Here is a 23,026-nt window from a genome sequence, read left to right as displayed (position 1 = left end):
CATGCATCGCCCGATTTGGCAACCGGCGGCGATGCGATCATCAGCCGCCGGACTTGCCCGCATTGGGGAAGAACAGCTGTTGTCCGTCGACCTTGTAGCCGGCGATCGCCGCCTGCCCCTCCGGCGAGATCAGCCAGTCGATGAAGGTCTGCCCCAGCTCCTTCTTCACGCTCGGAAACTTTTCCGGGTTCACCAGCATCACGCCGTACTGATTGAGCAGTCGCTTGTCGCCCTCGACGACGATGTCGAGATCGCCGCGATCCTTGAAGGCGATCCAGCTGCCGCGGTCGGTCAGCACATAGGCATTCGCGGCGCGCGCGGTCCCGAGGGCTGCGTCCATGCCCTGCTTGACCTCGCGATACCAGGCGCCCTTGGCTCCGGCGATATCGATGCCGGCGACGATCCAGAGCGCAAGCTCCGCCGCGTGGGTGCCGGAGCGATCGCCGCGCGTCACGAACGGCGCACCCTTGGCCTCGATCGCCTTCAGCGCCGTCGCGATGTCCTTGCCCTTCACGCCGGCCGGATCGCTCTTCGGCCCGACCAGGACGTAGTCGTTGTACATCACGTCGAAGCGCTTCACGGCAAAACCGTCGGCGACGAACTTTTCCTCCTGCGGGCGTGCATGCATCAGCACGACGTCGACCTCGCCCCGTCGCGGCGCGTCGAGCACCTCGTCGGCGCGCCGTGCGATCACCGTCACGTTGATGCCGGTCTTCTCGCGGACGATCGGCAGCAGATAATCGAGCAGGCCGGAATCCTGCGTCGACGTGGTCGAGGCCAGAACGATCGCGCGCTCCTCCGCGAATGACGCCGCAACGCCCGCGGCGAGGCCGCAGACAAGCGCGAATGCAACGGACAGGCGGCGGACGACCATGATCGGGTTCCTCATTGATATGACGCGATCATGATGATCGATTGCGCCGCCCTCGTGACGCGCTTGCCGTCGCGCTCCCTTATTCGGGACATTTCGGCAATGCGCCGAGCGACGAGCGACGAGCGCAGGACCCGCAGCACCAGCGCTTCAGGATTGTTCACCAAAGCAGAAATCGCGTGTGAGGATGTGTTGCAAAGCAGCGAGATGATCGGGCATGGTTCCGCCGGACAAAAATTGAAATGCAGAATTCCACCTGCGTCGAACGTCAAAAAGAAGCAAGAATTTGCATAGGAATGCAGGATGGAATTCCTGACGACCAGTGAAGCCGCCGACTATCTTCGGCTCGGCGAACGCAAGCTGTACGAACTCGTTACCAACGGAGCGATCCCCTGCACCAAGGTGACCGGCAAATGGCTCTTCCCGCGCCACGAACTCGACCTCTGGGTGCTGTCGGGAATGGCGCGCCCGGCCGGCATGCTGACTGCGGAGCCGCCGCCGGTGGTGGGCGGCAGCCAGGATGAGCTTCTGGCCTGGAGCCTGCGTGAATCCGGCACGGGCCTGGGATCGACGAGCGAAGGCAGCGCGCGGGGGCTCGAGCGCTTGCAGCGTGACGAGGTGATGGCGGTCGCGATGCACTTCCACAGCCTCGAGGCCGACGGCAATCTCGCCTCCGACGCCAATGCGGCGACATTGCGTGACGCTCCCGACCTGCATGACGCCGTGCTGGTCGCATTCGTGCGCCGCGAGCAGGGTCTCGTGCTGCCAACGGGCAATCCGAAACGGCTGCACGGCCTCTCCGACGTGCTTGCGCTCGGCGTCAGGATGGCGACGCGGCAACAAGGCACAGGCGCGCAGATGCTGCTCGACGTGCTGTTGAAGCGCGCCGGCGCCTCGATGCGCGATCTGCGCCGGGTCGAGACGCCGGCCTTGACCGGACCTGATATCGCCGAGATCGTCCGCGCGGGACAAGCCGATTGCGGCATCGGGACGCGTGCGGCGGCGCGCTCGGCCGGTCTCATTTCGTACCGTTGGTCTGGGAGAACCTTGATCTCGCGATGCGGCAGCGCAGCTACTTCCGTCCCGCCATGCAGGCCCTGATCCGGTTCCTCGGCGAAAGACGGCTGCAGCAGCGCGCGGAGGAACTGACCGGCTACGATCCCTCGCCGGCGGGACAGATTCGCTTCGCGGCCTGACGTTGACGGCTGCCCCCAAATAGTTGCAAAAGAAACCAATTCAGCCGGGCCATACCCGGGGCAACACCGGCCAACGAGCCGGATCAGGGGAGGACAAGCGTGAATCCAACCAGATTTGGACTGCCAGTTGCGGCTGGCTTTGCAGCAACGTTCCTGGGTGCGGCGTTGCTGCCGGGTGCGGCATCGGCGCAGGTGTCCGACAACCTCGTCAAGATCGGCGTGCTCACCGACATGAACGGCCCCGCCTCCGCGCCGACCGGCCAGGGCTCGGTCACGGCGGCGCAGATGGCGATCGACGATTTCGGCGGCGCCGTGCTCGGCAAGCCGATCAGCATCGTGATCGGCGACCATCAGCTCAAGGCCGACATCGGCGGTGCGATCGCCCGGCGCTGGTTCGACGTCGACCAGGTCGATCTGATCGTCGACGTGCCGGTCTCGGCGGTCGGGCTCGCGGTGCAGAACGTCGCGAACGAGAAGAAGCGGCTGTTCATCACCCACTCCACCGGTACCGCCGATTTCCACGGCAAGTTCTGCTCGCCCTATGCGATGCAGTGGGTGTTCGACACCCGCGCGCTCGCGGTCGGCACCGCGGACGCCGTGGTCAAGCGCGGCGGTGACAGCTGGTTCTTCATCACCGACGATTATGCCTTCGGCCACTCGCTCGAACGCGACGCCTCCAGCGTCGTCACCGCCAATGGCGGCAAGGTGCTGGGTTCGGTGCGGCCGCCGCTGGCAACGCCCGATCTCTCGTCCTTCGTGCTGCAGGCGCAGGCCTCCAAGGCCAAGATCATCGGCATCGCCGCCGGTCCCCCCAACAACATGAACGAGATCAAGACCGGCTCCGAATTCGGCGTGTTCAAGGGCGGCCAGCAGATGGCGGCGCTGCTGGCGCTGATCACGGACATCCACGGCCTCGGCCTGCAGGCAGCCCAGGGCCTGTTGCTGACGACGTCGTTCTATTGGGACATGGACGACAAGACGCGCGAATGGTCGAAGCGCTATTTCGCCAAGATGAACAAGATGCCGTCGATGTGGCAGGCCGGCGTCTATTCGAGCGTGATGCACTATCTCAACGCCATCAAGGAGGCCGGCACCGACGATCCGCTCAAGGTCGCGGCGAAGATGCGGGAGAAGCCGGTCGAGGATTTCTTCGCCCGCAACGGCAGACTGCGCGAGGACAATCTGATGGTGCATGACCTCTGGCTGGTGCAGGTGAAGACGCCGGAGGAAAGCAAATATCCGTGGGACTATTACAAGATCCTCACGACCATCTCTGGCGACAAGGCATTCGGGCCCCCGGACCCGGCGTGTCCGATGCTGAAGAAGTGACGATCGCTTAAGGCGATCGTCATTCCAGGGCGGTGCAAAGCACCGAACTATGGTGCGCAATTGCGCACCTGAGAATCTCGAGATTCCGGGTTCGCGCTTTGCGCGCCCGGAATGACGGCCGCTTAAGGAGCGACCGTCACTTCACCACGCTGATCTCGCGAAAATATTTCATCACGCCGGGATGGATCAGCTCCGGCCTCGGCGCGGCCGCGACCGTGTTCGCCGCGGTGGTCTCGCAGGCCTGCGCGAGCTGCTTGCAGAAGGTCGCTTCGACGCCGTGCAGCGTCTTGGCGAGGCGATAGGCGACATCGTCGGGCAGATCCTCGCGCGTCAGCACAAAACTCCAGGAGCCGAGCGAGGCGATCGGCTCGGACTGCTTCGGGTAGCTGCCGGCCGGCACGGTCAGCGGCTTCAGGAACGCATGCCTGACGCGGATGCGGGTGATCTCCTCCGCGCTGGGCGCGATGAACCGCGCGCCGGACGCGCTCGATGCCACCGCGGCAAAGCCGGGCCAGCCGATGCCGGCGCCCCAGAGCGCGGCAACGCGCCCGTCCTCGACCATCGCGGGCCCGTCGCCGGCGCGGTCGAGATAGATCGCCTTGAAATCCTCGTCCTGCTTCAGGCCGAGGCCATCGAGCACGTAGCGCGCGAGGATCGGCAGGCCGGAGCCTTTGGCGCCGAACGCCACCGGCTGACCGACCAGATCGCGAATCGTCTTGTAAGGGCTGTCCGCCCGCACCACGAACATGCCGGGGTTGGAATAGATCGCGGTGAGAATCTTCAATCGCACCGGTGCACGGCCGATGCCGGCAAAGGCCTCGTAGGCCGGCTCGCCCGCGACCAGCGCGAGATCGAGCTCGCCTTTCTCCAGCAGCGGAATGTTCTCGTTGCTGCCCTTGGTGTTGCGGGACGCGATGGTGATTTGCGGATCGGCCGCGTTCATCACTTGCGCGAAGGCATTGCCATAGAGCGGAAAGCCGCCGCCCGGGGTTGCGGTGCCCAGGCTGAGTGTCGTGGTCGGAATGGCGTTGACTCCGGTTTGAGCGGCGGCGGGGCTTGCGAGCAGTGCCGCGCCGAGAAGGATGATCGCAGCGAGTTTCATGGTGAGTCCCGGCCGTCCCGCGTCAACATCGACTTCCGGCGATGTAGGCACGAAGCGGTTTTTGTGAAAGCATGGCACCAACGACAATAGAACAATGGGAGGCTTCATGTTGCGAATTTTGCGGTGCGGTTTTTTTGCTCTGGTCTTTCTTTCAACCCTGCTCAGCGCCGCCCCTCCCGCCTCCGCCGCTTATCCCGACCGCCCCGTGCACTGGCTGATCGGCTTCTCTGCCGGCGGCCCGGTCGACATCGTGGCGCGGATCATGGCGCAGTGGCTGTCTGACCGTCTCGGCCAGCAATTCATCGTCGAGAACCGCACCGGCTCCGGCGGCAACATCGCGGCAGCTGCTGCGATCGCCTCGCCGCCGGACGGCTACACGCTGCTGTTCGTCGCGCCCAACAACGCGATCTCGACCTCGCTCTACAAGAAGCTGCCGTTCGACTTTTTGCGCGACACCGTGCCGGTCGCCAGCATCATGCAGCTCACCAACATGCTGGTCGTCTCCAACGCGTTTCCCGCCAAGACGGTTCAGGAGTTCATCGACTACTGTAAGGCCAATCCCGGCAAGATCTCGTTTGCCTCCTCCGGCAACGGCACTTCGGTGCACATGTCGGCCGAGCTGTTCAAGGTGATGACCAAGTGCGACATGGTGCACGTGCCCTATCGGGGATCTGCGATCGCCTTCCCCGACATCATCTCCAACAAGGTGCAGCTGATCTTCGACAACCTGCCCTCCGCGCTGGAGCAGGCCAAGGGCGGCAATGTCCGCGCGCTGGGCGTGACCTCGCCACAGCGCTGGCCGAGCGTGCCCGACGTGCCCGCGATCGCCGAGACCGTGCCGGGCTTCGAATCGGTCGGCTTCTACGGCATCTCCGCGCCGAAGGGCACGCCGGCGGAGGTGGTCGAGATCCTCAACAAGGCCGTGGGCGAGGCGCTGAAGGACCCGAAGCTGGTGGCGCGCCTGGCCGAGATCGGCGGCATCCCCAAGCCGATGTCGCCGGCCGAGTTCGGCAAGCTGGTGACGGACGAAACCGAGAAGTGGCGCAAGGTCGTGGAGTTCGCGGGGGTGTCGGTGGACTAAGCAGGCTTCGTCGGCGGCCATGCAACTCGCTCACAGGCGTTGGAGGGGACCCGCAGGCCCCTCCAACCAAAATGTGCGAAAACAACCCCATGCACAGTAGACGAGGCCAGCGATTACAAGGTGTTACAGAAATGGACGACCAGGCCCGGGCGCGGACCGTTTGACCCGTCGGGCAAAACAGGACTATAAGGGCATCATCGCGAATTTCGGGTATTCCAAAATATCCGGCAATGCGCGCCGGCGTTTCGATGCGCCAGAGCCGGCATTGCACCCCCGCCTCCATCCCTGTAAACGAACCGCGCACCGTTGCCGGCCGCGCGTTCCCGCGGGCCGTCCCGCGGCGGGGCCTGTAGCTCAATGGTTAGAGCCGGCCGCTCATAACGGTCTGGTTGCAGGTTCGAGTCCTGCCGGGCCCACCAGCCTTCGCTCGCTTCGCGAGCTTCGGCTCGGCAAGCCGGAGCCACAAATGACAAGCGAAGCGGGCGAAGGCTGCTGCGTCGAAGCCCAGGGAGCGAAGGCGGGGCCCGCATCGCTCCCGCTGTATCCGGCACGACGCCGGATCGCGCGGCTTCGAGGTCGGTACCTGCAAGATGTGTGGTTTGGCTCGCGGCAGGGCGAAGATTGTTGGGTGCACTCTCACCGGAATTTCGACGCGGGATTTGTCATCTGCGAACCTGCCGCTTGCCAGCCATGGAGGTGGAGACTTCGCGAACGCATTCGATGAACTTCTCGGCCGCCGGACTGAGGGTGCGGTTCTTCAATCTGACAACAGCCACCTGCACGGGTGATCTTCGGGGTAGCTTTACCGGGAAGTATTTTCAGCGACAGATCACGCCCCCCGAACCGCACAATCGAGCTTGGCAGCATGGTGACAAAGCGCCCGGTCGCGGCCAGCCTGCAGCAGAGATGAATGGATAGCGTGGTCAGAGGCGTGCGAGGCAGACTCAGGCCGACTTCGCGGAACAGCCTAGCCGCCGCGGCACCGGGAAACGTGTCAGCGGGTGGCAAGATCCAGGCTTCGTCGGCGAGATCGGACAGGGCGATTTTGGACAACCGTGCCCATTTGCTCTGCGTGCCAGCCACGATGGCGCCGGGATCGTCCACGACCCGCTCCGCGACCAGGTCCTCTTCCGCGAAAGGCGTCGGAATCCAGCCCAGCAACAGATCGATGCTCCGCTCGCGCAATTCGCGGTACTGGGTCGTGCTGAGCACGGCTTGTGAGACGTCCAAGCGAATGCCGGGATGCTGGCGCGAGAAGCGATCGATCACGGCGGGGAGCAGGCCGGCCGCGACGTTCTCGGAACTGCCGATGCGCAGCAGTCCAACCGTCGGATCGGCCAGGAATTCGAGTTCCTGCAAGCCCTGCGTCAGCTCGTCGAAAATGGCAACACCGCGCCCGGATGAGGGCGCGACCATAGGCGGTCGGTTCAACGCCATTGCGGCCGCGATCGAGCAGGCGAAGCCCCAGTTCGTTCTCCATCTCGGAGATTGCCCTCGAAACCGCCGGCTGAGAAATCGCAAGCTCAGCCGCGGCCTTCGCCATGCTGCCCCGCATCGCCACCACAAGCAGAATATGCAGGTCGCGGAGTTTGAGGCGGCGCCGAGCCAGCTCGATGGATTGCATGTTCGAGCCCTATCAGAATGGTTATGGAAACCTCAGACAATAGCATTGGACTGATATGTGTGCCCGAAGCATCCTCCAGGCGCAACTGCTGGAGATTTGCCGAGCGCAGGCTTCAGCGGCAGGGCCCCGGAGGGAGCTATGCGGACATCTGTTGTGGTGACCCGTCGTGATCTGTTGATGGCATCTGCGGCGGGCGCAGCAGCGGCTCTCCTGCCGCAGAGCAAGGCCCAGACGCTGGCAAAGACCGTGCAGGTCGTGACCGGTTTCGCGCCGGGGCTGACCGACGGGGTGGCAAGGCTCATTTCCGGACAGTTCAAGGATTATGCAGCCTCGGTCGTTGTCGAAACCCGGCCGGGGGCGAGCGGCCGAATTGCGGTCGAGGCCGTGAAGGCGGCCGATGCCGACGGATCGGTCATTCTGTTCGCGCCGCTTGGTTTCGTCATACTGTTCCCGCTCATCTACAAGACGCTCAGATACACCCCAGGGGATTTTATCCCGGTATCGGCCGTTGCCTCGTTTCCGGCATTGCTGACGGTTGGCCCGAAGGTACCAAATCATGCGCGGACGCTAGCCGACTTCGTCGAATGGTGCCGTACCAACCCGAAAGCGGCAACCTACGGCACACCGGGTATTGGAACCACGCTGCATCTGATCGGAGCGATGTTGGGGCGGGCCGCAAACATCGAATTCCTCCACGTACCGTATCAGGGCAGCTCCGCAATTCAGGATTTGCTCAAGGGCGAGATCGCATCCGCCATCATGCCAATCGGCAGTTCGCTTGGCCTTGTCCGGTCCGGCGAGCTTCGTGCGCTGGCGACCACCGGTCCGCGCCGCAGCTTGTTTCTTCCCGACGTGCCGACGGTGGCGGAATGCGGTTATCCGTCACTCGAGGATCTGACGCGGTACGGATTTTTCGTTCCGGCGCGGACGCCGGCAAACGTCGTCGAGAGGCTCAATGACGCCATCCAGCAGACCCTGCACAATGATGAGGTCAGATTGGGCATGGAGAAATTGGCCGTTGAGATCGACGCGGTCTCCATGGGCGACTTCAGCCGGTTGATCGGATCGGAATCGCGGCGGTGGAGAACCATTGTCGAGGCCACCGGCTTCACTCCGATTGATTGAAGCCCGTGCCTGCCGCTGGGGGGGCCCCTTTGAACATACTTGCCTGCATGTTTCAGGGCGGAGGCAACGTTCCCCTGATCGTGCCAATCCTCCAGGAGCTGGCTGCGCGCGGCCACCGGGTGCGCGTCATGGCAGGTCCGGGCGTCCGTCATTCCCGCCTGCCGATCAGCGCTTCACTCCTGCAGCGCATCTCCGACATCGGAGCCGAGCTCGTTCGATTTGACGAGCCCGAGGTTCATCCTTTTGACGAAGGGAGATATTCGGAGCGACCCCTGATCGCATCCTGGACGCCGGCATCATTTCGAAGCCCGCAGCGCGAGGCACGCACCGCCGTATGGGCACCCGCCTGGTCGCGGAATGTGGCGGACGAATTGCGTCGCGAGAAAGCGGACGTCGTCGTGGCCGACTTTGTCTTGCTTGGCGCCCTGGTCGCGGCCGAGGCTGCACGGATTCCGTCCGTAGCCCTGATGCACACCATCTATCCCTGGCCTGTCGCTGGCGGCCCGCCTTACGGACCGGGTTACGCACCGAAGGCGGGACTCTCGGGCTTCTGTCGGGACGTGATCGGCCGAGCGATCGTCGATCGGCTATGGATACGCAATGCCCTCTCGCCCCTCAACAGCGCGCGGTTGCTTAGCGGACTGCAGGCCGTGCGTTCGCCGCTCCAGCAATATGGTACGGCGGCGCGGGTTCTGGTCCTCGTCAGTCCGGCATTCGACTGGCCTGCACCGCGCTTTCCGGCCAATGTGCGCCACGTGGGTACCCCGGAGGACAGATCCGGCCCTATCAAGCCAAGCGAAGATTGGCTGACCGAAGGCACCGGGCCTCTTGTGGTTGTCTCGCTCAGCACGCTCGATCAAGGGCAATCCGGCACATTAAGGAAGATCCTCGCGGCGCTTGCGGATTTGCCTGTGCGCGCCCTGGTCACGCTCGGGCCAGCGCTGGAGGCCGGACAATTCGAGCCCCCGGCGAATGTGCGCTTGGTGGACTTCGTCCCGCACGATCTGGTGTTGCCGAATGCGCATGCGCTGGTCACTCAATGCGGCATCGGCACGGTGACGAAGTCCCTGAGGCATGGCGTGCCGATGGTTTGTCTGCCCTTGGTCGGCGATCAGCACGACAATGCGGCTCGCGTGGCCGCCCGTCATGCGGGAATCCGGCTGCCGGCCAATGCCGGATGCGGAGACATTCGGTCGGCTATCATGCGCGTCTTGCAGGATGAAAGTTTCCAACAAGGCGCCCTGGCGCTGCGAAGCGCGATGTTATCGGACGGTGCTCCCGCGCACCAGGCTGCCGACCAGATCGAACAGGCCGCGCGTTCGCTTGACGGTGATCGTTCTGGCTAGTGCTTGCGCAGCTAGCGAGGTCCGCTCCGGATCCAAAAGCTGCCGAATCCCAATAGCTGTCCTCGCGCACATGGACCCACCCCGCATACCGGCCCATACTCCCCACGCATCACTTTGTTCGACGAGCAAGGGAGCCGCCGCATGTACGCCAACATTCTCTTGAGCACGGATGGATCGGACGTCGCGCGAAAGGGTGTCGAGCATGGCATCGCCCTGGCGAAGGCGCTCAACGCCACGCTGACGATCATCACGGTGACGGAAGCGCTACCAATCGACTATGGCGGCGGCCACGACTCGGGATGGATTCCGACGCAGGACGAAGCCGATAGCTTCGACGCAGCCTGCAAGGCGCGTGCGGGCAAGGTGCTCGAGGAAGCGCGCGCGATGTCGGAGCAGATCGGTGCGCCTGCAGAATTCTTGCATGTTCCGAATGCGCACCCGGCGACCGCGATCATCGAGACAGCCAAGTCCAGGGGCTGCGACCTGATCGTGATGGCCTCGCATGGGCGTCGCGGCCTCAGGAAGCTGTTTCTGGGCAGCCAGACATCCGAGGTCCTGGTGGACGGAAGCGTGCCGGTGCTGGTGGTGCCGAAGCCGGCATAAGTGTAGGGCTTGTTCGGCACCGCGCGGCTGTTCCGCTGAGCCTCCACACGAGACCGCACCCCGCGGCTGGAGACTTCCATGACGAGTGAAAAAGGCCCGAACATCAAAAAGAAGCAGAAATGCAAGAATTGCGAGGGCAAGGGCCTGCTCAAGAAGGGCGACACGTTCGCAGGCAAGGCGCCGCCCCGAAGGGCGGCGCCAAGATCATCAATCACCAGCGGCTGGTACCGAAGCTGAAGCCAACGCTCGGTCCGCCTCCGTAATAACCATACCCGCGATCGTAATAACCCGGGCCGCCGTAGGCGCCATAGCTCCTGCGCACCACGTAGCCGTCGTCTCCGCCGTAGTAACGCTGCACGTAGCGGGGGCCACGGGTCCGGTAGCAGCGGCCGTACTCGTTGCAGACCAAGCGAACCTGGTCGACGTTTGCCGCCTCCGCTGATCCGATCGGGCTGGGATTGAGCGGAGCTGCCGAGGCCGCTGACGCCAGCATGGCGGTGGCGGCAAACCCTCCGAGAGCAATAATCCTCATATGCGTTCTCCTTCGTGTGACAAGATCAATCGATCTCTTCGATGACGCGACGCTCCCGAGGTTCGACGATGTAGGTGCGGCTATCGGCGGTCGTAGCCCAGAATAAACGTTTGTTCATGTGAAAGCTCCTAATGCGGACATCGAAATAGCTTCGAGCGAGAGGCTGGGTTCCAGTTCGGGAAAACTCGGCAATCTCGCTGGAGCGAGACGGACGAATTCTGCTGTACCGAAATGGCGCAGATCGCTGGATGCGGAACTTCGGCCGCACGGCGTCGTTGGCAATGACTACTTACGAGTCATTTTTTTCACTTTTAGGAGAACACCATGAAGAAGCTTATCGTATGCGGCGCTCTTGCCGCTTTCGCCCTCGGCACGCAGGCAGCCAGCGCCGCCGAGTTCTACATCGTGCGCGACGCCACCACCAAGAAGTGCACCATCGTCGACAGCAAGCCGACCACCACCACCACGACGATCGTGGGCGACGGCGTCTTCAAGACGAGGGTCGAGGCGGAGTCCGCGGTCAAGACCACGAAGGTCTGCACCGAGAAGTAACTGGTCACGGCCGCGGCAGCGATCCGTCGGAAGCGTTCTGACAGCATAGGAGGAGAAAATGCCCGTACTGATTTTGTGGGCCGTTAAAGCCGTCCTATTGGTTGGCGGCGTCGGCTATTTCCTGGTTCACATGCACTGAGCGGATAACCCGCTCGCATGAACGGCCCGCCCATTGATTTGGGCGGGCCGTTTTTCGTTGCGGCACATCCGTACACTGGCCCCCGGGCGCACAAAAAGGGGCCCCGCAAGTTGGGGCCCCAATTCGCCGAGAGCTCGTCGCGCTAGTTGTAGTCGGAATATTTGAACTGCGGGAGCGCCTTCAATTGCTCCTTGTTGCCGCTCATGACGGCATGGTCAGGGACCCAATCGTTCGCGGTGCGGTTCGTCGTGGATGTCGACGCGGCGCCGGTGGTGGCGTCGCGCGCCGTGGTCGAGGTGCTGCTCGAGCTGGTCCGGACCGGCTCTTCGACGAACTTGAGCTTGTCCATGGAGACGGCGATGTCGTGCTCGCCCATGCCGAGGAAGCCGCCGAGGCCGATAACCACCGCGTTGATCTTGCCGTTCTTGTCGACAAGCAGCTCGTTGATGTCACCGAGCTTCTCGTTGGCCTCGTTGTAGACGTTCAGGCCCATGAGCTTCGAGGCGCGCCAATTTCCCTTGAGCGCCATCTTCGCATCGGCCGGCTGAGCGGTCGCCGCCGGCGCGGCGCGATCTACGGGCTGGGTGGATTGCGCGAAAGCAGCGCCGCCGATCACGGCAGTGCCAAGCAAGGCGACGGCAAAGAGGTTTTTCATCTATGATCTCCTCCAACGTGAGTCGCACCCGTTCGGATGCCGGCCTCAACGTCCGGAATTGCCACTTGTTCCTGATTTCGGAACTGCCCTAGAATTCGATCGACCTGCTTTCCGGGTCCAGTATCGTGGTCCGAGCTGGAGGGAGTCCGGATCGCAGTGACAGTGCAGTCAACGGCTCCAGCCGCTTCGCGGTTCGAGCGGCCCGTCGTGACTATTCCATCCAACTCTTGTCCTTCAGGTCCCTGATGCGTTGCTCTGCCTCCTCCTTCGAAGTGACGATCTCGGACTCATCGGGTACGCGCGCTTCCTTGCTCAGCTTCTTGAGCTCCGCCAATTGCTCCTGGGTCGGTTTTTCCATCGATCCACCACCTCATTCGCGACGCCACCAGCGCTCATGAGCCCTGGCGTGGAGCCGAGGGCTGTCTCTCTCGCCGGGCGAAGTGCGAACGACTGGGCGAAGTCTTCGTTCCTAACGGAGTCCAGGTCCGTTTGGATTATCGACTACCGCCCTCGCCCGGCCGGGCCTATACAAAGCTCTCCCGCGGCAGGAGACATCCATGACCAGTGAAAAAGGCCCGAACATCAAGAAGAAGCAGAAGTGCAAGAACTGCGAAGGCAAGGGCCTGCTCAAGAAGGGCGACAAGGTGGTGAAGTGCCAGCGCTGCAAAGGCACGGGCGTGCGGTGACGTCGAGACGATGACCTCCCCGCCGCGCTATTTCGCGCGGAGCCCGCCGGCGAAGTGCTTCTCGACGATGTATTTCGAATGGACGACGATCGGCTCGACCAGCTCGAAGTCGGTCGCGCCGCCGACGTAGAACGTCCGCTCGCCGCCCTGCATGCGGGCAAGGTCGGCATACATGCCGGTCTTGATCTGCTCCGGCTTGAAGTGCTGGAAGTAGGTGAACTCGTCGAACGTGTGCCAGCGCGGCTGGCTGGTGTCGATCGCGCCGCCGAGGAGTTTGGTCAGGCGCCTGACCTCCGCGATGACCTGGTCGTGCGTCTGCTTGTCCTTGGGCCGCGTGTAGAACTGCGTGAACATGTTGCCGCTGTCCTGAAACTGCCGCGCGACCGCCCACGGCGTGCCCTGCTCGGTGAGCGGCAGCACCGGCGCGACCGGCGCCGCCATTGTCAGGTCGATCCAGAACGTCGTCATGCAGTACGGATTGATCTGGATCTCGCGGTTCAGCTTCTGCTCGGCGGCGTTGGGAACGAGGCCGAGCCGCGTGAACACGTCCACCGTCAACGGACAGGCGAGCACCAGATAATCATAGAGTTTGGTGTCCTTGACGATCTTGATGTCGTTCAGATCCTGCTCCGGATATTCCATGTCGATCCGGACACCGGCCGCCGAGCGCTCGATCCTGGTGATGTTGACGTTGAGCCGGACGTTGACGCGCCAGGACACCCGTTCCCACAGCCGCTGAAACCCGTCGGTGAAGCGTCGCGGCCAGGTCCCGATGATCCAGTTGACCGGGCCGTGGCCGAACACCATCGGAAAGAACGTCCGGACGGACATGTAGCGCAGCGCGTAGGGTGCCGCGATGTCGTCGAGCTGGCCGTAGCCCATGATCGTGATCGGAAACTGGAACAGGGTTGCCAGCGGCATCAGGTCCTGTTTTGCCAGCCAGGACTTGAAGTCGACGCAGAGCTCGGGGTGCTCGTGGATCGCATCGAGGTAATCAGGCGCATCAATGATGCCGCTCAGCTGCCACCGGACATAAAGGTATCGAATCGCCGCCCAGAGGAACGTCCACCACGAGATCGTGGACTTGGTGTAGGGATCGTAGAGCACGGCCTCGGTGAGCGATCGGTACTTGAAGCTGTTCCCGTCCGGCGCGATGTCGATCGAGGTATAGGGCTTCTCGGCATAGGTGGTCGCGCCGACTTCGTCCGCGATCTCCAGCGTCTCCCGGTAAGCCCACGTGACGTAGTTGGCACCGAGGTCATAGCTCATGCCGTCGACGGTGAGACTCTTGCAGAGCCCGCCGATCTGGCCGAGCTTCTCGAGCACCGTGACGTTGTGAAACCCGTGTTTTGACAGGAACCATGCGGTCGACAGGCCCGCCGGGCCCGCGCCGACGATGGCAATACTCGCGTTGCAGTCGACTGCGTCGATGCGGGTCATGGGTTTTCCAGGGTGAAGCGCGGACGTGTCGGCTCGATCCTGGACGATGACGCCGCGATGCGGTGACATCGTTCAACTCCAGATCGACCTCGATCGAATACGCATACTGCTGGTTTTCCAGCAGCAACGCAAGCTGTGGTTGTGTCACAAGTCGGATGTCCGCAGTCCCGCAAGTGGGCGGAGGACGCGCAGGCTCGCGACTGAAGCGCACTGCACCTCAAACCCCCGATTGGCACGTCCCGCGGCGGGAGGCCAGCCAGGCTCCGGCTCCACGGGAGCGAACCGCAAATAGCGCAGTATCAGCATCACCCCGACAGCGAATTCCTCGTCGCGCGAAGAATATCCGCCGACAGTTTTGGATCGTTCACCGCCCGGGCCAGCACGAGGGCTCCGACCATGGAGGCGGCGGCCGCGAGCGCCTTGTCCTCGCGCTGGCGCGGCTTCAGCGTGGAGGGCATCCGGCTGCTCAGCAGGGCGATCGTGCCGCGCACGCCGGCAGTGAAGCGGTCCCTCACACCGCGGCTTTGGCGCGAGATTTCGCAAGCCAGGGCCGCGAAGGGGCAGCCGCTTGCCGGCTCGTCGCGATGCCCCGGCGACAGGTAGTCCGACACATAATCGTCGAGCGCAAAATCCTCGGGCACTTCGCCGCCCTTGGCGCTGATCGCATAGGCCACCGCTTCCTCGACCAGTCGCTCCTTGGAGCCGAACTGACTGTACAGGCTGCCGTGGGTCATCCCGGCGGCCTCGGCGAGCGCGTCGACACCGACGCCGGCGATGCCGTGCTCCCGCATCAGGCGGGAGGCGGCCTGAAGAATGCGCTCGCGGTTTTTGGCGGCCTGTTCCTTTGAAACGCGCATGTGGCGGGTCCTGGGGCTTGACATTTATCATTACGATCGTCATTTGTATCATTAGTTACGATCGCAATCAAACAGATTCAGAGCCATTGGCAGCGTTGGAGAGTCGCATGAACAGGATCACACCCAAGATCGCGCTGGTGACCGGCGCCTCGTCCGGGATCGGCGAAGCCACGGCGCTGCGGCTCGCAAGCGCCGGCTACAAAGTCTACGGCACCAGCCGGCGGGGCGCGCAGGCCGGCGGACAACCGTTCGAGATGCTGTCGCTGGATGTCACCAGCGATGAATCGGTGGAAGCCGCCGTCAGCGAAGTGGTCCGGCGCGAGGGCCGCATCGATTTGCTCGTGAACAACGCCGGCTTCGGTGTTGCCCCCGCCGGTGCGGAAGAGAGCTCGATGGAGCAGGCACGAGCGATCTTCGAGACGAACTTCTTCGGGCTGGTCCGGATGACGCGCGCGGTCGTGCCGCACATGCGCCGCCAGGGCGGCGGCCGCATCGTCAACATCGGCTCCGTGCTCGGCTTTCTGCCGATGCCCTATGGCGCGCTCTATGCCGCCACCAAGCACGCGGTGGCCGGTTATTCGGAATCGCTCGACCATGAACTGCGCACGCGGGGCATCCGGGTCTCCGTGGTCGAGCCCGCCTACACCAAGACGCCGTTCGACGCGAACTTCATGGAGCCCGATGCCAAGCTCGATGAATACCGCGAGGCGCGCGCGGGCGTGACCAGGCGGGTGAACGAGGTGATGGCGACGGCCGAACAGCCGGGCGTCGTCGCCGAGACCGTGCTTGCCGCGGCGAGCGCGGCGCGCCCGCAGCTCAAATATGCGGCCGGCAGCCTTGCGAAGCGCCTGCGATTTCTGCGCCGGTTTGCCCCCGCCGGTCTGGTGGATGCCGGGATTCGAAAGGACCTGCGGCTCGATGCACCGGCGGCATCGCCGCCCACCCGCATCGCTCGGGCGTTCTGACCGCAACCGGCGATCTCGGCGCGAGCGGCTCTCTGCGGCACGCCCCGGGGCATTGCACGCGAAATAGCGCAATAATGCCGCAAGGCTCGGGACCGCGCGTCATCCGGGGAACCTGCGATTTTGCGCGGCCGACGTCCCCCGTCCAACGCATTGTTAACCTCGTCACGCCTTCGGAGAAATAATAACGGCTCTGTCACGCCGGACTAACGCCGGCCACGACGGCGCCATGTTTCCTGGGCGCCAGGCAACCATCGTGGCGAGCATTGTCGCCCGGTGAGAGGCCACTGCCCCGTCGCCGCCTTGTTGCAGGCCGGCGACCACGATTTCACTTGGAGATTTTGACGACATGCAATCGCAAGCCTTGCAGACAATGACGCCCTTCAAGGCGCCAGCCGCCAGTCCCGAGCGGGCCGCGGTGATACCGGCAACGCGGTTCGCCTCGGGTCATGAGGCACCTGGCATCCGCGCGGATGCAATTGGCATCCGCGCGATCCTCAGCCTGCCCGTCACATGGTGGCAGCGGTCGCGTTTCAGGGCGGAGCTGCGCGCGGATCTGAGGGAAAAGCCCGAGCTTCTCCACGACATCGGCATCGGCGTGTACGACGCGCAGGCCGAAGCGTCGCGGTACTTCTGGGAAGCTTTGGTGCTCAAGCGTCGATAGCAGGACCGCAGGGCCCGACCACGAGCCGGCCTGCCCTCACCCCACAACCCGATACAGGCGCCACCGCTCCGGCACGCCCTTGAGCTGATGACTGCCGTGATCGGCAAAGCGGATCTGAGGCAGCGCCTTCATCAGCTCCTTCACCGCGCTCGACACCAAAATTTCGCCGGCGCGCGCCTTGGCGGCGACGCGGGTGCCGATGTGGAAGGCGAGGCCGACCATCTCGTCGCCGCTGATCGTGTACTCCCCCGCGTGCAGCCCGACCCTGATCTCGAGTCCCAGCGTACGCACCGCCTTCTGGATCGCAGTCGCGCAAGCGATGCCGGCCGCCGGCGCCTTGAACGTCGCCAGCACGCCGTCGCCGGTCGTGTTGACTTCCTTGCCGCGCGAACTCTTCAGCTCCTTGCGGACGGCCGCGTAATAATGGCCCATGATCTTGGTCCAGCGCGCATCCCCGAGCTTGGCCGCCTTGGCGGTGGAGCCGACGATATCGACAATCAGGATGGTGGCGAGCGCCTGCTTGAGCCCGGCATCGCGCGCGGCGGATTTGCGCCGGACCGCAATAGCTCCGGCCAGCGGCTCGTAGCGATGGTTGCGGCGCCGGGCGATCGCGGCCTTGGTGTAGTCCTGGGCGCGCTGCGCGGTGCCGCAGCGGACCGTCTTCTCCTGTGGAGGATGCGTCCAGTAAACCTTGCGCCCGTCGCCGGCGCCCTGGACCTCGACGGCACCCCACTTCAGGAAAACCGCCGGGCCGACGCGCCTGATACACCACGCCTTCGACGTGTAGCCTGAGACGTTGGACTGATGGACTCCGATACGAAGAAACTTTGGCATGACCACGCGGCCGATCAAGCAGACGTCTGGGCGGAGCTGAGACGGAGCGTAATTGCATGCTCCGGCGTTGGCAACCGGCCTCGGCCGTCCGAGCGACATCGGCACGCTCCGGGTCGTCACGGCCTCATCGGCCGATTGAAAAAGCCCGGCCCCTGGCGAGACCGGGCTGAGTTCACTGGAACAGGTCGCAGAACAAATCAGTCGAACTTGTACATGATCGCCGCGCGCACCGTGTGCGTGTCGAGCGTGAACACCTCGTTGTTGAAAGTCGAGGGGCTCGCCCGTCCGGACGTCGTGCCGAAATTGTCATAGAGATATTCGCCGCGAACGATCCAGTTCGGCGTGACCTTGAAATCGATGCCGCCGCCAACCGTGAAGCCGACGCGTTTGGCGCTGTTGCGGTAGCCCGGGTAGACGACGCCATTGAACGCGGTGGGCGTGATGAAATTCAGATTGTCACGCACGCCGGCGATCGCCGCGCCGCCGGCGACGAACGGCAGCCAGTTGCCGAACGAGTAACCCAGGCGAGCGCGCGCATGCGCCGTCCAGTCGATCTTGTTGTCGATCGACGAGAGATTGGTGGCGATGCCGTTGAACGGTGATCCGACGGCCCTCGAACCGGTCACGTCGGCCCAGTTGCCGTCGAACTCCACGCCAATGACCGCATTGCGGACCTGAATATTGGCACCGACGATGCCGCCGGCGGTCCAGCCGGACGTGTTGTAGGAGCCCGGCCGAAGGGGTTCCGTCTCGTCGGAGGACCACTCGTTCGTGCCCCAAACTCCGCCAGCCGAGACGCCGAGATAGACGCCGGTCCAGTCGGTGATCGGCGCAGCCACGGGCGCCTTGGTGTAATGCGCCGCGAGGTCTGCCGCCGAGGCGGCGGAGGTCAGGGCGGTGGTTGCGATCAAAGCGGCAATGATTCTCTTCATAAGTCGACTTCCCAGCAGTTCGGTTAAAGCGATGATCGACTCATAGTCGTCATTCGCTGATCCGGCTGTAGTCGGAACGCCACATAGGAAATCGCTAAGCATGCGCTTCGCGCCGGCTTGCGGCGTGATGCGACGCAAGGAGCCGTGGCATGCCGGCGGCTGCTTTCGAATGGCGCGAGAAGCAGTAAGGGGACGCCCTCAGCCCTGAAACGCAAACAGCTCGATCGGATCGCTGAAGCCGCGCACCTCGTATTTGCCGACATGCTCCAGCTCGAAGTTCGGCTGCACCAGCTGGGCGAAGTCGCGCGACAGCAGCACCTTACGTCCGAGCTGCTTGGTGAGCGCTTCGAGGCGTGAGGCCATGTTGACGGCGGGGCCGATCACGGTGAAGTCGAGCCGGTTGGTCGAGCCGATATTGCCGTACATGACGTCGCCGACATGGACGCCGATGCCGTAGTTCAACGGCGCGCGGCCGCTGCCGGCATTCCGCTCGTTCAGCTCGGCCATGGCCAAACGGGCTTCGGTGACGGCATGCAGCAGGTTTGCGCAGGCATTGGGCTCATGAAGCGGGAAGATCGCGAGCAGGCCGTCGCCGATGAATTTCAGGATCTCGCCGCCGTGCCGCGCGATCGGCTCCGACATCGCGTCGAAATAGTCGTTGAGGAGGTCGATGACGTCGTCGCGCGGCCAATTGTCGGAGATCTTGGTGAAATCGCGCAAGTCGCAGATCATGATCGCGGCCCGTACCGTCGTGCCGGCGCCGCGCCTGGTGGCGCCGGCGAGGATCAGCTCGCTGGCGTGAGAGCCGACATAGGTCTCCAGCAGCGTTCGCGCCAGGCGGTTCTTGATGCGGATCTCGCTGACCAGCGCCAGCACCGGCAGCAGCTTCTTCAGCGCCGCGATGTGCGTCTCGTCAAAGCCGCCGGGCCGCTCGGTCGCGAAGGTGACGAGATGGCGCTTGCCGAGGGTGTGGTAGAGCGGCCAGGCCACATAGTCGGTCAGGCCTTTCGTCCGCATCTCGTCATAGAGGGCGTGCTTGCGGCCGAGCGCCGGATCGCGTTCGAGATTTTCGCGCAGCTCGGTTGCCCCCTCCAACATCTCGCTGGCGGGACTGCCGATGAACTCGGACCGCTCGCGCACGTCGTAGTCGACCCGCGCGATCTCGGCCTCGCGCATGCCGTCGGACCACATGAAGCGGGCCCCCAGCCATTGCGGATGATGGATCAGGACGTGAAGCGTCGACCGGGCGAGGGGAATGCCCGCCTGCTGGAGGCGGATGCACATCTGCGCAAAGATGTTGTCGATGAAGCGCTCGTCGCGCGTGCCGTTGGTCAGCCAGTCGATGACGCCGTCGGACAGCGTCGCGGGGGCATTTTCGTCTGGCGCGTTCATATCTGCCTCTGCCCCTTCGCGGCGGTCTGCATGCAAGGAGATATCGTGCTCCGGCGCGACCGCGTCAACCTAGCCAGTTGCATGGATTATGCGCATCGGCTGGATGGCCGCCGTCTAGCCGGCGAGCCGGATCGATCCCAGCACCGCCAGCCCCGAGACGAGCGCCAGCCTGGAGGCCTCGGTGAGCTCGACCTTCAGCGTGCTGCCGTTGGGGATCGCAAAATCCTCGCTATTGAGACGAATGCTGCAATCACCGGACACCGCGTAAACCAGATGCGTGCCGGCGGCAAGTTGCCGATCGCCGGGCTCCCGAAGCGCCTCGAGCTCGATCTCGGCCGCACCGCGCCGGGCCATCAAATTCACGACCTCGACAGGGCCGGCCTCGAGTTCGGTCACGATCTCGAGCTCGCCGGTGAAGCGCACCGTCGTAAAAGGTTCACGCTCGTCGAAATCCTGCGCGGGAGACTTCAGCACCAGCCCGCGTCCGCCGACGACCATCTGCAGGCGGTCGATACCCGGCATGTAGGAGAACGGACCGGGCGCCACGATCGGGGTCGACGCAAAGCGCCAGAGCAGGCTGTCCCAATCCTTCACCGGCGCGTCCGCGCGATGCGCATCCGCGATATCGGTAAAAACGCCGCCGCCGTTCTTCCAGGGCGAGCGGGTATAGTGTTCGGATTTGAGCAGCGTGGTTTTCATGAATCGGATCGTCCGGGAAGGCATGCGGGCGGATGTCGTAGCACATCAAGGATGTGATGGCAGACCTTTTGCCAATCGGCCGACGCGCGAACCACACAGGCACGATTGTAGTCCGGGTCTCGCGGCTACTTCGTCGTCAGCGTCGCGACCGGCCGCCACGACGCATCGGGCGCGGTCGCGACGAGTTGCCGGCACCGGTCGCGCATGAGCTCGGCCGGGCGATCGTGGCCGCGCTCGTTCAGCACGGCTTCGAAATCGGCGAGCGCTGCGGCAAACCGGCGCGCGCGGTAATTGGCGAGGCCCTGCTCGTAACGCCCGATCCAGCCGGCCGCAGCTTCAGCTTCCCCGGCCAGCGCGATCAACTCGTAGACCGAAAATCCCTCCTCGCGCCCGTAGACCGCGATGCTGTCGATTTCCCGCGTGACGATGGCGCCGCGGGCCAGCCGTTCGGTCGCCTCGCCGATCAGGATTTGCGTGCCGTAGGATTTGTTGGTGCCCTCGAGGCGGCTGGCGACGTTCACGGCATCGCCGATCACGGTGTAGTTCAGGCGCAGCTCCGAACCGATATTGCCGACCAGCATGCGGCCGGAGTTGATGCCGATCCGGATCTGGAGCGGCTGACCGAGATCGTCGGCGAGTCCGGACTGCTCGATCGCCATGCGGCAGCCGAGCGCCGCGCGGCAGCAGCGCAGCGCGTGGTCGGCCTGCGGCTGCGGCGCGCCCCAGAACGCCATCACCGCGTCGCCGATGAACTTGTCGATGGTGCCGCCATTGGCGACGACGGCCTCCGAGGCGAGGTCGAGATAGCGCGACAGCAGCGGCACCACCCGGTCGCCGAGCCGCTCGGACAATCCGGTGAAGCCGGCGATGTCGACGAACATCACGCTGAGCTCCTGAATGCTGCCGCCGGGCCTGGCCTCGACACCTTGGCGCAACAAACCGCGGACGAGATCGGCCGGGATGAATTTCCGGAACGCGGACAGGCCGGCCGCCATCTCGGCGATCGCGCCCGACAGGCTCGCGATCTCCTTGAGTCGCGACGGGTGGCGGCGCACCCGCTCCAGCGCAAAAGCTTCGACATGGCGGAGCTCGCCGACGACGCGCGACAGCGGCGCGGCTATCACCGAACGCGCCAGCATCGCCGAGGCCAGCGCCGCGAGCACGGCGCCGACGGCAAGGCCGAGGATCAGTCGCCGCAGCGTCGTCTCGACCGGTCCGAGAAACTCGGCCTCGGGGATCACGGTTGCCAGCGACCAGCCGGGAAACGGCAGCGGCGTGAGCGCGACCTCATAGGCCGCACCGCCTGACGTGAGCCGGCTGCGCCAGGCCTCCTTGCGGCCGTCCTCGCCCGCCTTCGCGAGCGCCGTCCGCGCCAACGGCAGCAGCGTCGTATCGCCCTTCGCCACGTGCAATTCGTCGGCGTCCTTGTCGGGCGCCGCGACCAGCTCGCCGCTGCCGTCGATAATGAACGCCGTTCCGGTGCGTCCGACCTCAAGCTGCGCGAGGAAGCGGGCGAGCCTGCTGTACTCGATGACGATGGCGAGGACGCCCTGCCGCTCCTGGTAGACGTCGATCGGGCCCGCAAAGGCGATCGACGGCCGCTCGCCGGCCGGATGGTCCATCACCCTGAACCATTGCGGTTCCTCGGCCGCCAGCCCGGTCTTGAACCAGGCGCGGTCGGCGACGCGAAAATCGGTCGGCTCGAAGCGGCGGTTGGCAAACTCGATGTCGCCGGGCACCACGTCATATTCATCGACGCGGCGCTGACCAGGATGGTCCGTCAGCGAAATCTCCATCATTTCCAGCCGGCGGTCGCCGAGCTTGTGCGCTGCGAAGAAGGAGCCGTCGGGCCAGCCGAAGGCGACCCAGGAGATCGTCGCCTGCGACTGCAATTGCGACAGGAAGACGAATTCGCGCTTGTCGGCCTCGCGGGTGTCGAGCACGTTCTGAAGGAACAGGGTGCGGATCGCGGTGTGCGCGGCACGTGCCTCGTCCACGATGGCCGAGACCTCCTTGCGCACCGCCGCCACGATCTGCTCGTTGATGGTCGAAGCCAGCTGCCGGCTGGTGGCCTCCGCCGTGCGCCACCACAAAAGGCTGGAAAGCCCCGCCGTCAGCAGGATCGCAGTCAATACCAGCACTGACACGGCGAGACGAATGCTGACCGTTAGCCTAGCGATCGCGCGAAGCTGCCGTCCGGGATCGACGTTCATCGTTGTTTCCACCTCGGGCCGGGAACGGCTCTTGTCATCGCTCTACGCAGATGACGGCCGTTCGTTACCTCTGGCGGGCTCGCCCGGCCGCGGCCAATGCCCTCCCGCTAATGTCTCGATAGCGCCAAGGCATTGGATTTGAACGGCCGCTTGCCCCCTTATCCCGACCAGGCGCGCCGACGGTGCGCCCGA

At 64.4% G+C, this 23,026-nt stretch carries 24 protein-coding genes, 1 tRNA gene and 2 pseudogenes; 13 read left to right on the top strand and 14 right to left on the bottom strand.

Features of this window, described 5'->3' with window-relative positions:
* Positions 1–40: 40 nt before the first annotated feature.
* The gene (locus QSV46_RS28440; protein WP_314959339.1) at positions 41–874 is read right to left on the bottom strand and encodes a substrate-binding domain-containing protein; all 834 of its coding nucleotides are present in this window, start codon (positions 872–874) and stop codon (positions 41–43) included.
* A 30-nt stretch (positions 875–904) separates the two neighbouring features.
* On the opposite strand from QSV46_RS28440, the gene QSV46_RS28435 reads away from it, so the two are divergent.
* The 3 genes and pseudogenes from QSV46_RS28435 to QSV46_RS28425 all read left to right on the top strand — a co-directional run bounded on the left by QSV46_RS28435 (position 905) and on the right by QSV46_RS28425 (position 3,396).
* Positions 905–1,165: a hypothetical protein gene (locus QSV46_RS28435; RefSeq protein ID WP_314959335.1), complete on the top strand. Its 261-nt coding sequence runs from the start codon at positions 905–907 to the stop codon at positions 1,163–1,165.
* A gap of 9 nt (positions 1,166–1,174) precedes the next feature.
* A pseudogene (locus QSV46_RS28430) lies at positions 1,175–2,067 on the top strand (substrate-binding domain-containing protein).
* A gap of 99 nt (positions 2,068–2,166) precedes the next feature.
* On the top strand, positions 2,167–3,396 hold the full coding sequence (locus QSV46_RS28425; RefSeq protein WP_314959332.1) for an ABC transporter substrate-binding protein: 1,230 nt from the start codon (positions 2,167–2,169) through the stop codon (positions 3,394–3,396).
* A gap of 136 nt (positions 3,397–3,532) precedes the next feature.
* Here the strand turns inward: QSV46_RS28425 and QSV46_RS28420 are convergent, their stop codons facing one another.
* Positions 3,533–4,498 (bottom strand): TAXI family TRAP transporter solute-binding subunit, encoded by a 966-nt coding sequence (locus QSV46_RS28420; protein WP_314959330.1) that lies wholly within the window; start codon positions 4,496–4,498, stop codon positions 3,533–3,535.
* Between the two features lie 106 nt (positions 4,499–4,604).
* On the opposite strand from QSV46_RS28420, the gene QSV46_RS28415 reads away from it, so the two are divergent.
* The gene (locus QSV46_RS28415; RefSeq protein WP_314959328.1) at positions 4,605–5,579 is read left to right on the top strand and encodes a tripartite tricarboxylate transporter substrate binding protein; all 975 of its coding nucleotides are present in this window, start codon (positions 4,605–4,607) and stop codon (positions 5,577–5,579) included.
* A 343-nt stretch (positions 5,580–5,922) separates the two neighbouring features.
* Positions 5,923–5,998 (top strand) — tRNA-Ile (locus tag QSV46_RS28410).
* 217 nt (positions 5,999–6,215) lie between these two features.
* Here the strand turns inward: QSV46_RS28410 and QSV46_RS28405 are convergent.
* Positions 6,216–6,995, bottom strand: coding sequence for a substrate-binding domain-containing protein (locus tag QSV46_RS28405; RefSeq protein WP_314959326.1), 780 nt, complete (start codon positions 6,993–6,995; stop codon positions 6,216–6,218).
* Between the two features lie 52 nt (positions 6,996–7,047).
* Positions 7,048–7,122, bottom strand: a pseudogene (locus QSV46_RS28400) (LysR family transcriptional regulator); the annotation flags it as partial.
* A 219-nt stretch (positions 7,123–7,341) separates the two neighbouring features.
* Here QSV46_RS28400 and QSV46_RS28395 point away from each other — a divergent pair.
* From QSV46_RS28395 to QSV46_RS28380, 4 genes are all read left to right on the top strand, one after another.
* Positions 7,342–8,328 carry a tripartite tricarboxylate transporter substrate binding protein gene (locus QSV46_RS28395; protein WP_314959323.1) on the top strand — a complete coding sequence of 329 codons (987 nt, stop codon included), beginning with the start codon at positions 7,342–7,344 and terminating at the stop codon, positions 8,326–8,328.
* 29 nt (positions 8,329–8,357) lie between these two features.
* Positions 8,358–9,674 carry a glycosyltransferase gene (locus tag QSV46_RS28390; protein ID WP_314959321.1) on the top strand — a complete coding sequence of 439 codons (1,317 nt, stop codon included), beginning with the start codon at positions 8,358–8,360 and terminating at the stop codon, positions 9,672–9,674.
* Between the two features lie 141 nt (positions 9,675–9,815).
* Positions 9,816–10,277, top strand: coding sequence for a universal stress protein (locus QSV46_RS28385; protein WP_314959318.1), 462 nt, complete (start codon positions 9,816–9,818; stop codon positions 10,275–10,277).
* Positions 10,278–10,355: 78 nt separating this feature from the next.
* Positions 10,356–10,514: a hypothetical protein gene (locus tag QSV46_RS28380; protein WP_314959316.1), complete on the top strand. Its 159-nt coding sequence runs from the start codon at positions 10,356–10,358 to the stop codon at positions 10,512–10,514.
* On the opposite strand, the gene QSV46_RS28375 is transcribed toward QSV46_RS28380, so the two are convergent.
* The gene (locus tag QSV46_RS28375; RefSeq protein WP_314959313.1) at positions 10,489–10,809 is read right to left on the bottom strand and encodes a hypothetical protein; all 321 of its coding nucleotides are present in this window, start codon (positions 10,807–10,809) and stop codon (positions 10,489–10,491) included. The two genes, QSV46_RS28380 and QSV46_RS28375, sit on opposite strands and share 26 nt — an antisense overlap.
* Positions 10,810–11,133: 324 nt before the next feature.
* Here QSV46_RS28375 and QSV46_RS28370 point away from each other — a divergent pair, with 324 nt between their 5' ends.
* The gene (locus QSV46_RS28370; protein WP_314959311.1) at positions 11,134–11,361 is read left to right on the top strand and encodes a hypothetical protein; all 228 of its coding nucleotides are present in this window, start codon (positions 11,134–11,136) and stop codon (positions 11,359–11,361) included.
* 281 nt (positions 11,362–11,642) lie between these two features.
* On the opposite strand, the gene QSV46_RS28365 is transcribed toward QSV46_RS28370, so the two are convergent.
* Both QSV46_RS28365 and QSV46_RS28360 read right to left on the bottom strand, forming a co-directional pair.
* Positions 11,643–12,155 (bottom strand): PRC-barrel domain-containing protein, encoded by a 513-nt coding sequence (locus tag QSV46_RS28365; protein ID WP_314959309.1) that lies wholly within the window; start codon positions 12,153–12,155, stop codon positions 11,643–11,645.
* Between the two features lie 211 nt (positions 12,156–12,366).
* Positions 12,367–12,513 carry a hypothetical protein gene (locus QSV46_RS28360; protein WP_314959306.1) on the bottom strand — a complete coding sequence of 49 codons (147 nt, stop codon included), beginning with the start codon at positions 12,511–12,513 and terminating at the stop codon, positions 12,367–12,369.
* Between the two features lie 199 nt (positions 12,514–12,712).
* Here QSV46_RS28360 and QSV46_RS28355 point away from each other — a divergent pair, with 199 nt between their 5' ends.
* Positions 12,713–12,841 carry a hypothetical protein gene (locus QSV46_RS28355; RefSeq protein WP_007600646.1) on the top strand — a complete coding sequence of 43 codons (129 nt, stop codon included), beginning with the start codon at positions 12,713–12,715 and terminating at the stop codon, positions 12,839–12,841.
* Between the two features lie 27 nt (positions 12,842–12,868).
* Here QSV46_RS28355 and QSV46_RS28350 read toward each other — a convergent pair whose 3' ends face one another.
* Positions 12,869–14,281 carry an FAD-dependent oxidoreductase gene (locus tag QSV46_RS28350; RefSeq protein WP_314959291.1) on the bottom strand — a complete coding sequence of 471 codons (1,413 nt, stop codon included), beginning with the start codon at positions 14,279–14,281 and terminating at the stop codon, positions 12,869–12,871.
* A gap of 305 nt (positions 14,282–14,586) precedes the next feature.
* Entirely contained in the window at positions 14,587–15,138 is a 552-nt protein-coding gene (locus QSV46_RS28345; RefSeq protein ID WP_314959288.1) for a helix-turn-helix domain-containing protein, read from the bottom strand.
* Positions 15,139–15,245: 107 nt separating this feature from the next.
* Here QSV46_RS28345 and QSV46_RS28340 point away from each other — a divergent pair, with 107 nt between their 5' ends.
* Both QSV46_RS28340 and QSV46_RS28335 read left to right on the top strand, forming a co-directional pair.
* Positions 15,246–16,103, top strand: a complete 858-nt coding sequence (locus QSV46_RS28340) for an oxidoreductase (RefSeq protein WP_314959286.1) — start codon at positions 15,246–15,248, stop codon at positions 16,101–16,103.
* 346 nt (positions 16,104–16,449) lie between these two features.
* Positions 16,450–16,764 carry a hypothetical protein gene (locus QSV46_RS28335; protein ID WP_314959285.1) on the top strand — a complete coding sequence of 105 codons (315 nt, stop codon included), beginning with the start codon at positions 16,450–16,452 and terminating at the stop codon, positions 16,762–16,764.
* Between the two features lie 36 nt (positions 16,765–16,800).
* Here the strand turns inward: QSV46_RS28335 and QSV46_RS28330 are convergent, their stop codons facing one another.
* The 5 genes from QSV46_RS28330 to QSV46_RS28310 all read right to left on the bottom strand — a co-directional run bounded on the left by QSV46_RS28330 (position 16,801) and on the right by QSV46_RS28310 (position 22,834).
* Positions 16,801–17,598, bottom strand: coding sequence for an adenylate/guanylate cyclase domain-containing protein (locus tag QSV46_RS28330; RefSeq protein WP_314959283.1), 798 nt, complete (start codon positions 17,596–17,598; stop codon positions 16,801–16,803).
* Between the two features lie 197 nt (positions 17,599–17,795).
* On the bottom strand, positions 17,796–18,530 hold the full coding sequence (locus tag QSV46_RS28325) for an outer membrane protein (RefSeq protein ID WP_314959281.1): 735 nt from the start codon (positions 18,528–18,530) through the stop codon (positions 17,796–17,798).
* 198 nt (positions 18,531–18,728) lie between these two features.
* Entirely contained in the window at positions 18,729–19,922 is a 1,194-nt protein-coding gene (locus tag QSV46_RS28320) for an adenylate/guanylate cyclase domain-containing protein (protein WP_314959279.1), read from the bottom strand.
* Between the two features lie 114 nt (positions 19,923–20,036).
* On the bottom strand, positions 20,037–20,621 hold the full coding sequence (locus QSV46_RS28315) for a HutD family protein (RefSeq protein ID WP_314959276.1): 585 nt from the start codon (positions 20,619–20,621) through the stop codon (positions 20,037–20,039).
* Positions 20,622–20,746: 125 nt separating this feature from the next.
* Positions 20,747–22,834, bottom strand: coding sequence for an adenylate/guanylate cyclase domain-containing protein (locus tag QSV46_RS28310; protein ID WP_314959275.1), 2,088 nt, complete (start codon positions 22,832–22,834; stop codon positions 20,747–20,749).
* Positions 22,835–23,026 lie beyond the last annotated feature (192 nt).

It is taken from the genome of Bradyrhizobium cosmicum, assembly GCF_032290525.1.
Lineage (GTDB): Bacteria > Pseudomonadota > Alphaproteobacteria > Rhizobiales > Xanthobacteraceae > Bradyrhizobium > Bradyrhizobium cosmicum_A.
The sequence above is the reverse complement of the archived record's forward strand: the minus strand, read 5'-3'. Positions and strand labels throughout refer to the sequence as shown.

What these genes read in the sequence shown, in the direction of transcription:
- QSV46_RS28440 (WP_314959339.1), bottom strand. Translation starts at nt 874, where the DNA reads ATGGTCGTCCGCCGCCTGTCCGTTGCATTCGCGCTTGTCTGCGGCCTC.
- QSV46_RS28435 (WP_314959335.1), top strand. Translation starts at nt 905, where the DNA reads ATGATGATCGATTGCGCCGCCCTCGTGACGCGCTTGCCGTCGCGCTCC.
- QSV46_RS28420 (WP_314959330.1), bottom strand. Translation starts at nt 4,498, where the DNA reads ATGAAACTCGCTGCGATCATCCTTCTCGGCGCGGCACTGCTCGCAAGC.
- QSV46_RS28415 (WP_314959328.1), top strand. Translation starts at nt 4,605, where the DNA reads ATGTTGCGAATTTTGCGGTGCGGTTTTTTTGCTCTGGTCTTTCTTTCA.
- QSV46_RS28405 (WP_314959326.1), bottom strand. Translation starts at nt 6,995, where the DNA reads ATGGTCGCGCCCTCATCCGGGCGCGGTGTTGCCATTTTCGACGAGCTG.
- QSV46_RS28395 (WP_314959323.1), top strand. Translation starts at nt 7,342, where the DNA reads ATGCGGACATCTGTTGTGGTGACCCGTCGTGATCTGTTGATGGCATCT.
- QSV46_RS28385 (WP_314959318.1), top strand. Translation starts at nt 9,816, where the DNA reads ATGTACGCCAACATTCTCTTGAGCACGGATGGATCGGACGTCGCGCGA.
- QSV46_RS28380 (WP_314959316.1), top strand. Translation starts at nt 10,356, where the DNA reads ATGACGAGTGAAAAAGGCCCGAACATCAAAAAGAAGCAGAAATGCAAG.
- QSV46_RS28375 (WP_314959313.1), bottom strand. Translation starts at nt 10,809, where the DNA reads ATGAGGATTATTGCTCTCGGAGGGTTTGCCGCCACCGCCATGCTGGCG.
- QSV46_RS28370 (WP_314959311.1), top strand. Translation starts at nt 11,134, where the DNA reads ATGAAGAAGCTTATCGTATGCGGCGCTCTTGCCGCTTTCGCCCTCGGC.
- QSV46_RS28365 (WP_314959309.1), bottom strand. Translation starts at nt 12,155, where the DNA reads ATGAAAAACCTCTTTGCCGTCGCCTTGCTTGGCACTGCCGTGATCGGC.
- QSV46_RS28360 (WP_314959306.1), bottom strand. Translation starts at nt 12,513, where the DNA reads ATGGAAAAACCGACCCAGGAGCAATTGGCGGAGCTCAAGAAGCTGAGC.
- QSV46_RS28355 (WP_007600646.1), top strand. Translation starts at nt 12,713, where the DNA reads ATGACCAGTGAAAAAGGCCCGAACATCAAGAAGAAGCAGAAGTGCAAG.
- QSV46_RS28350 (WP_314959291.1), bottom strand. Translation starts at nt 14,281, where the DNA reads ATGACCCGCATCGACGCAGTCGACTGCAACGCGAGTATTGCCATCGTC.
- QSV46_RS28345 (WP_314959288.1), bottom strand. Translation starts at nt 15,138, where the DNA reads ATGCGCGTTTCAAAGGAACAGGCCGCCAAAAACCGCGAGCGCATTCTT.
- QSV46_RS28340 (WP_314959286.1), top strand. Translation starts at nt 15,246, where the DNA reads ATGAACAGGATCACACCCAAGATCGCGCTGGTGACCGGCGCCTCGTCC.
- QSV46_RS28335 (WP_314959285.1), top strand. Translation starts at nt 16,450, where the DNA reads ATGCAATCGCAAGCCTTGCAGACAATGACGCCCTTCAAGGCGCCAGCC.
- QSV46_RS28330 (WP_314959283.1), bottom strand. Translation starts at nt 17,598, where the DNA reads ATGCCAAAGTTTCTTCGTATCGGAGTCCATCAGTCCAACGTCTCAGGC.
- QSV46_RS28325 (WP_314959281.1), bottom strand. Translation starts at nt 18,530, where the DNA reads ATGAAGAGAATCATTGCCGCTTTGATCGCAACCACCGCCCTGACCTCC.
- QSV46_RS28320 (WP_314959279.1), bottom strand. Translation starts at nt 19,922, where the DNA reads ATGAACGCGCCAGACGAAAATGCCCCCGCGACGCTGTCCGACGGCGTC.
- QSV46_RS28315 (WP_314959276.1), bottom strand. Translation starts at nt 20,621, where the DNA reads ATGAAAACCACGCTGCTCAAATCCGAACACTATACCCGCTCGCCCTGG.
- QSV46_RS28310 (WP_314959275.1), bottom strand. Translation starts at nt 22,834, where the DNA reads ATGAACGTCGATCCCGGACGGCAGCTTCGCGCGATCGCTAGGCTAACG.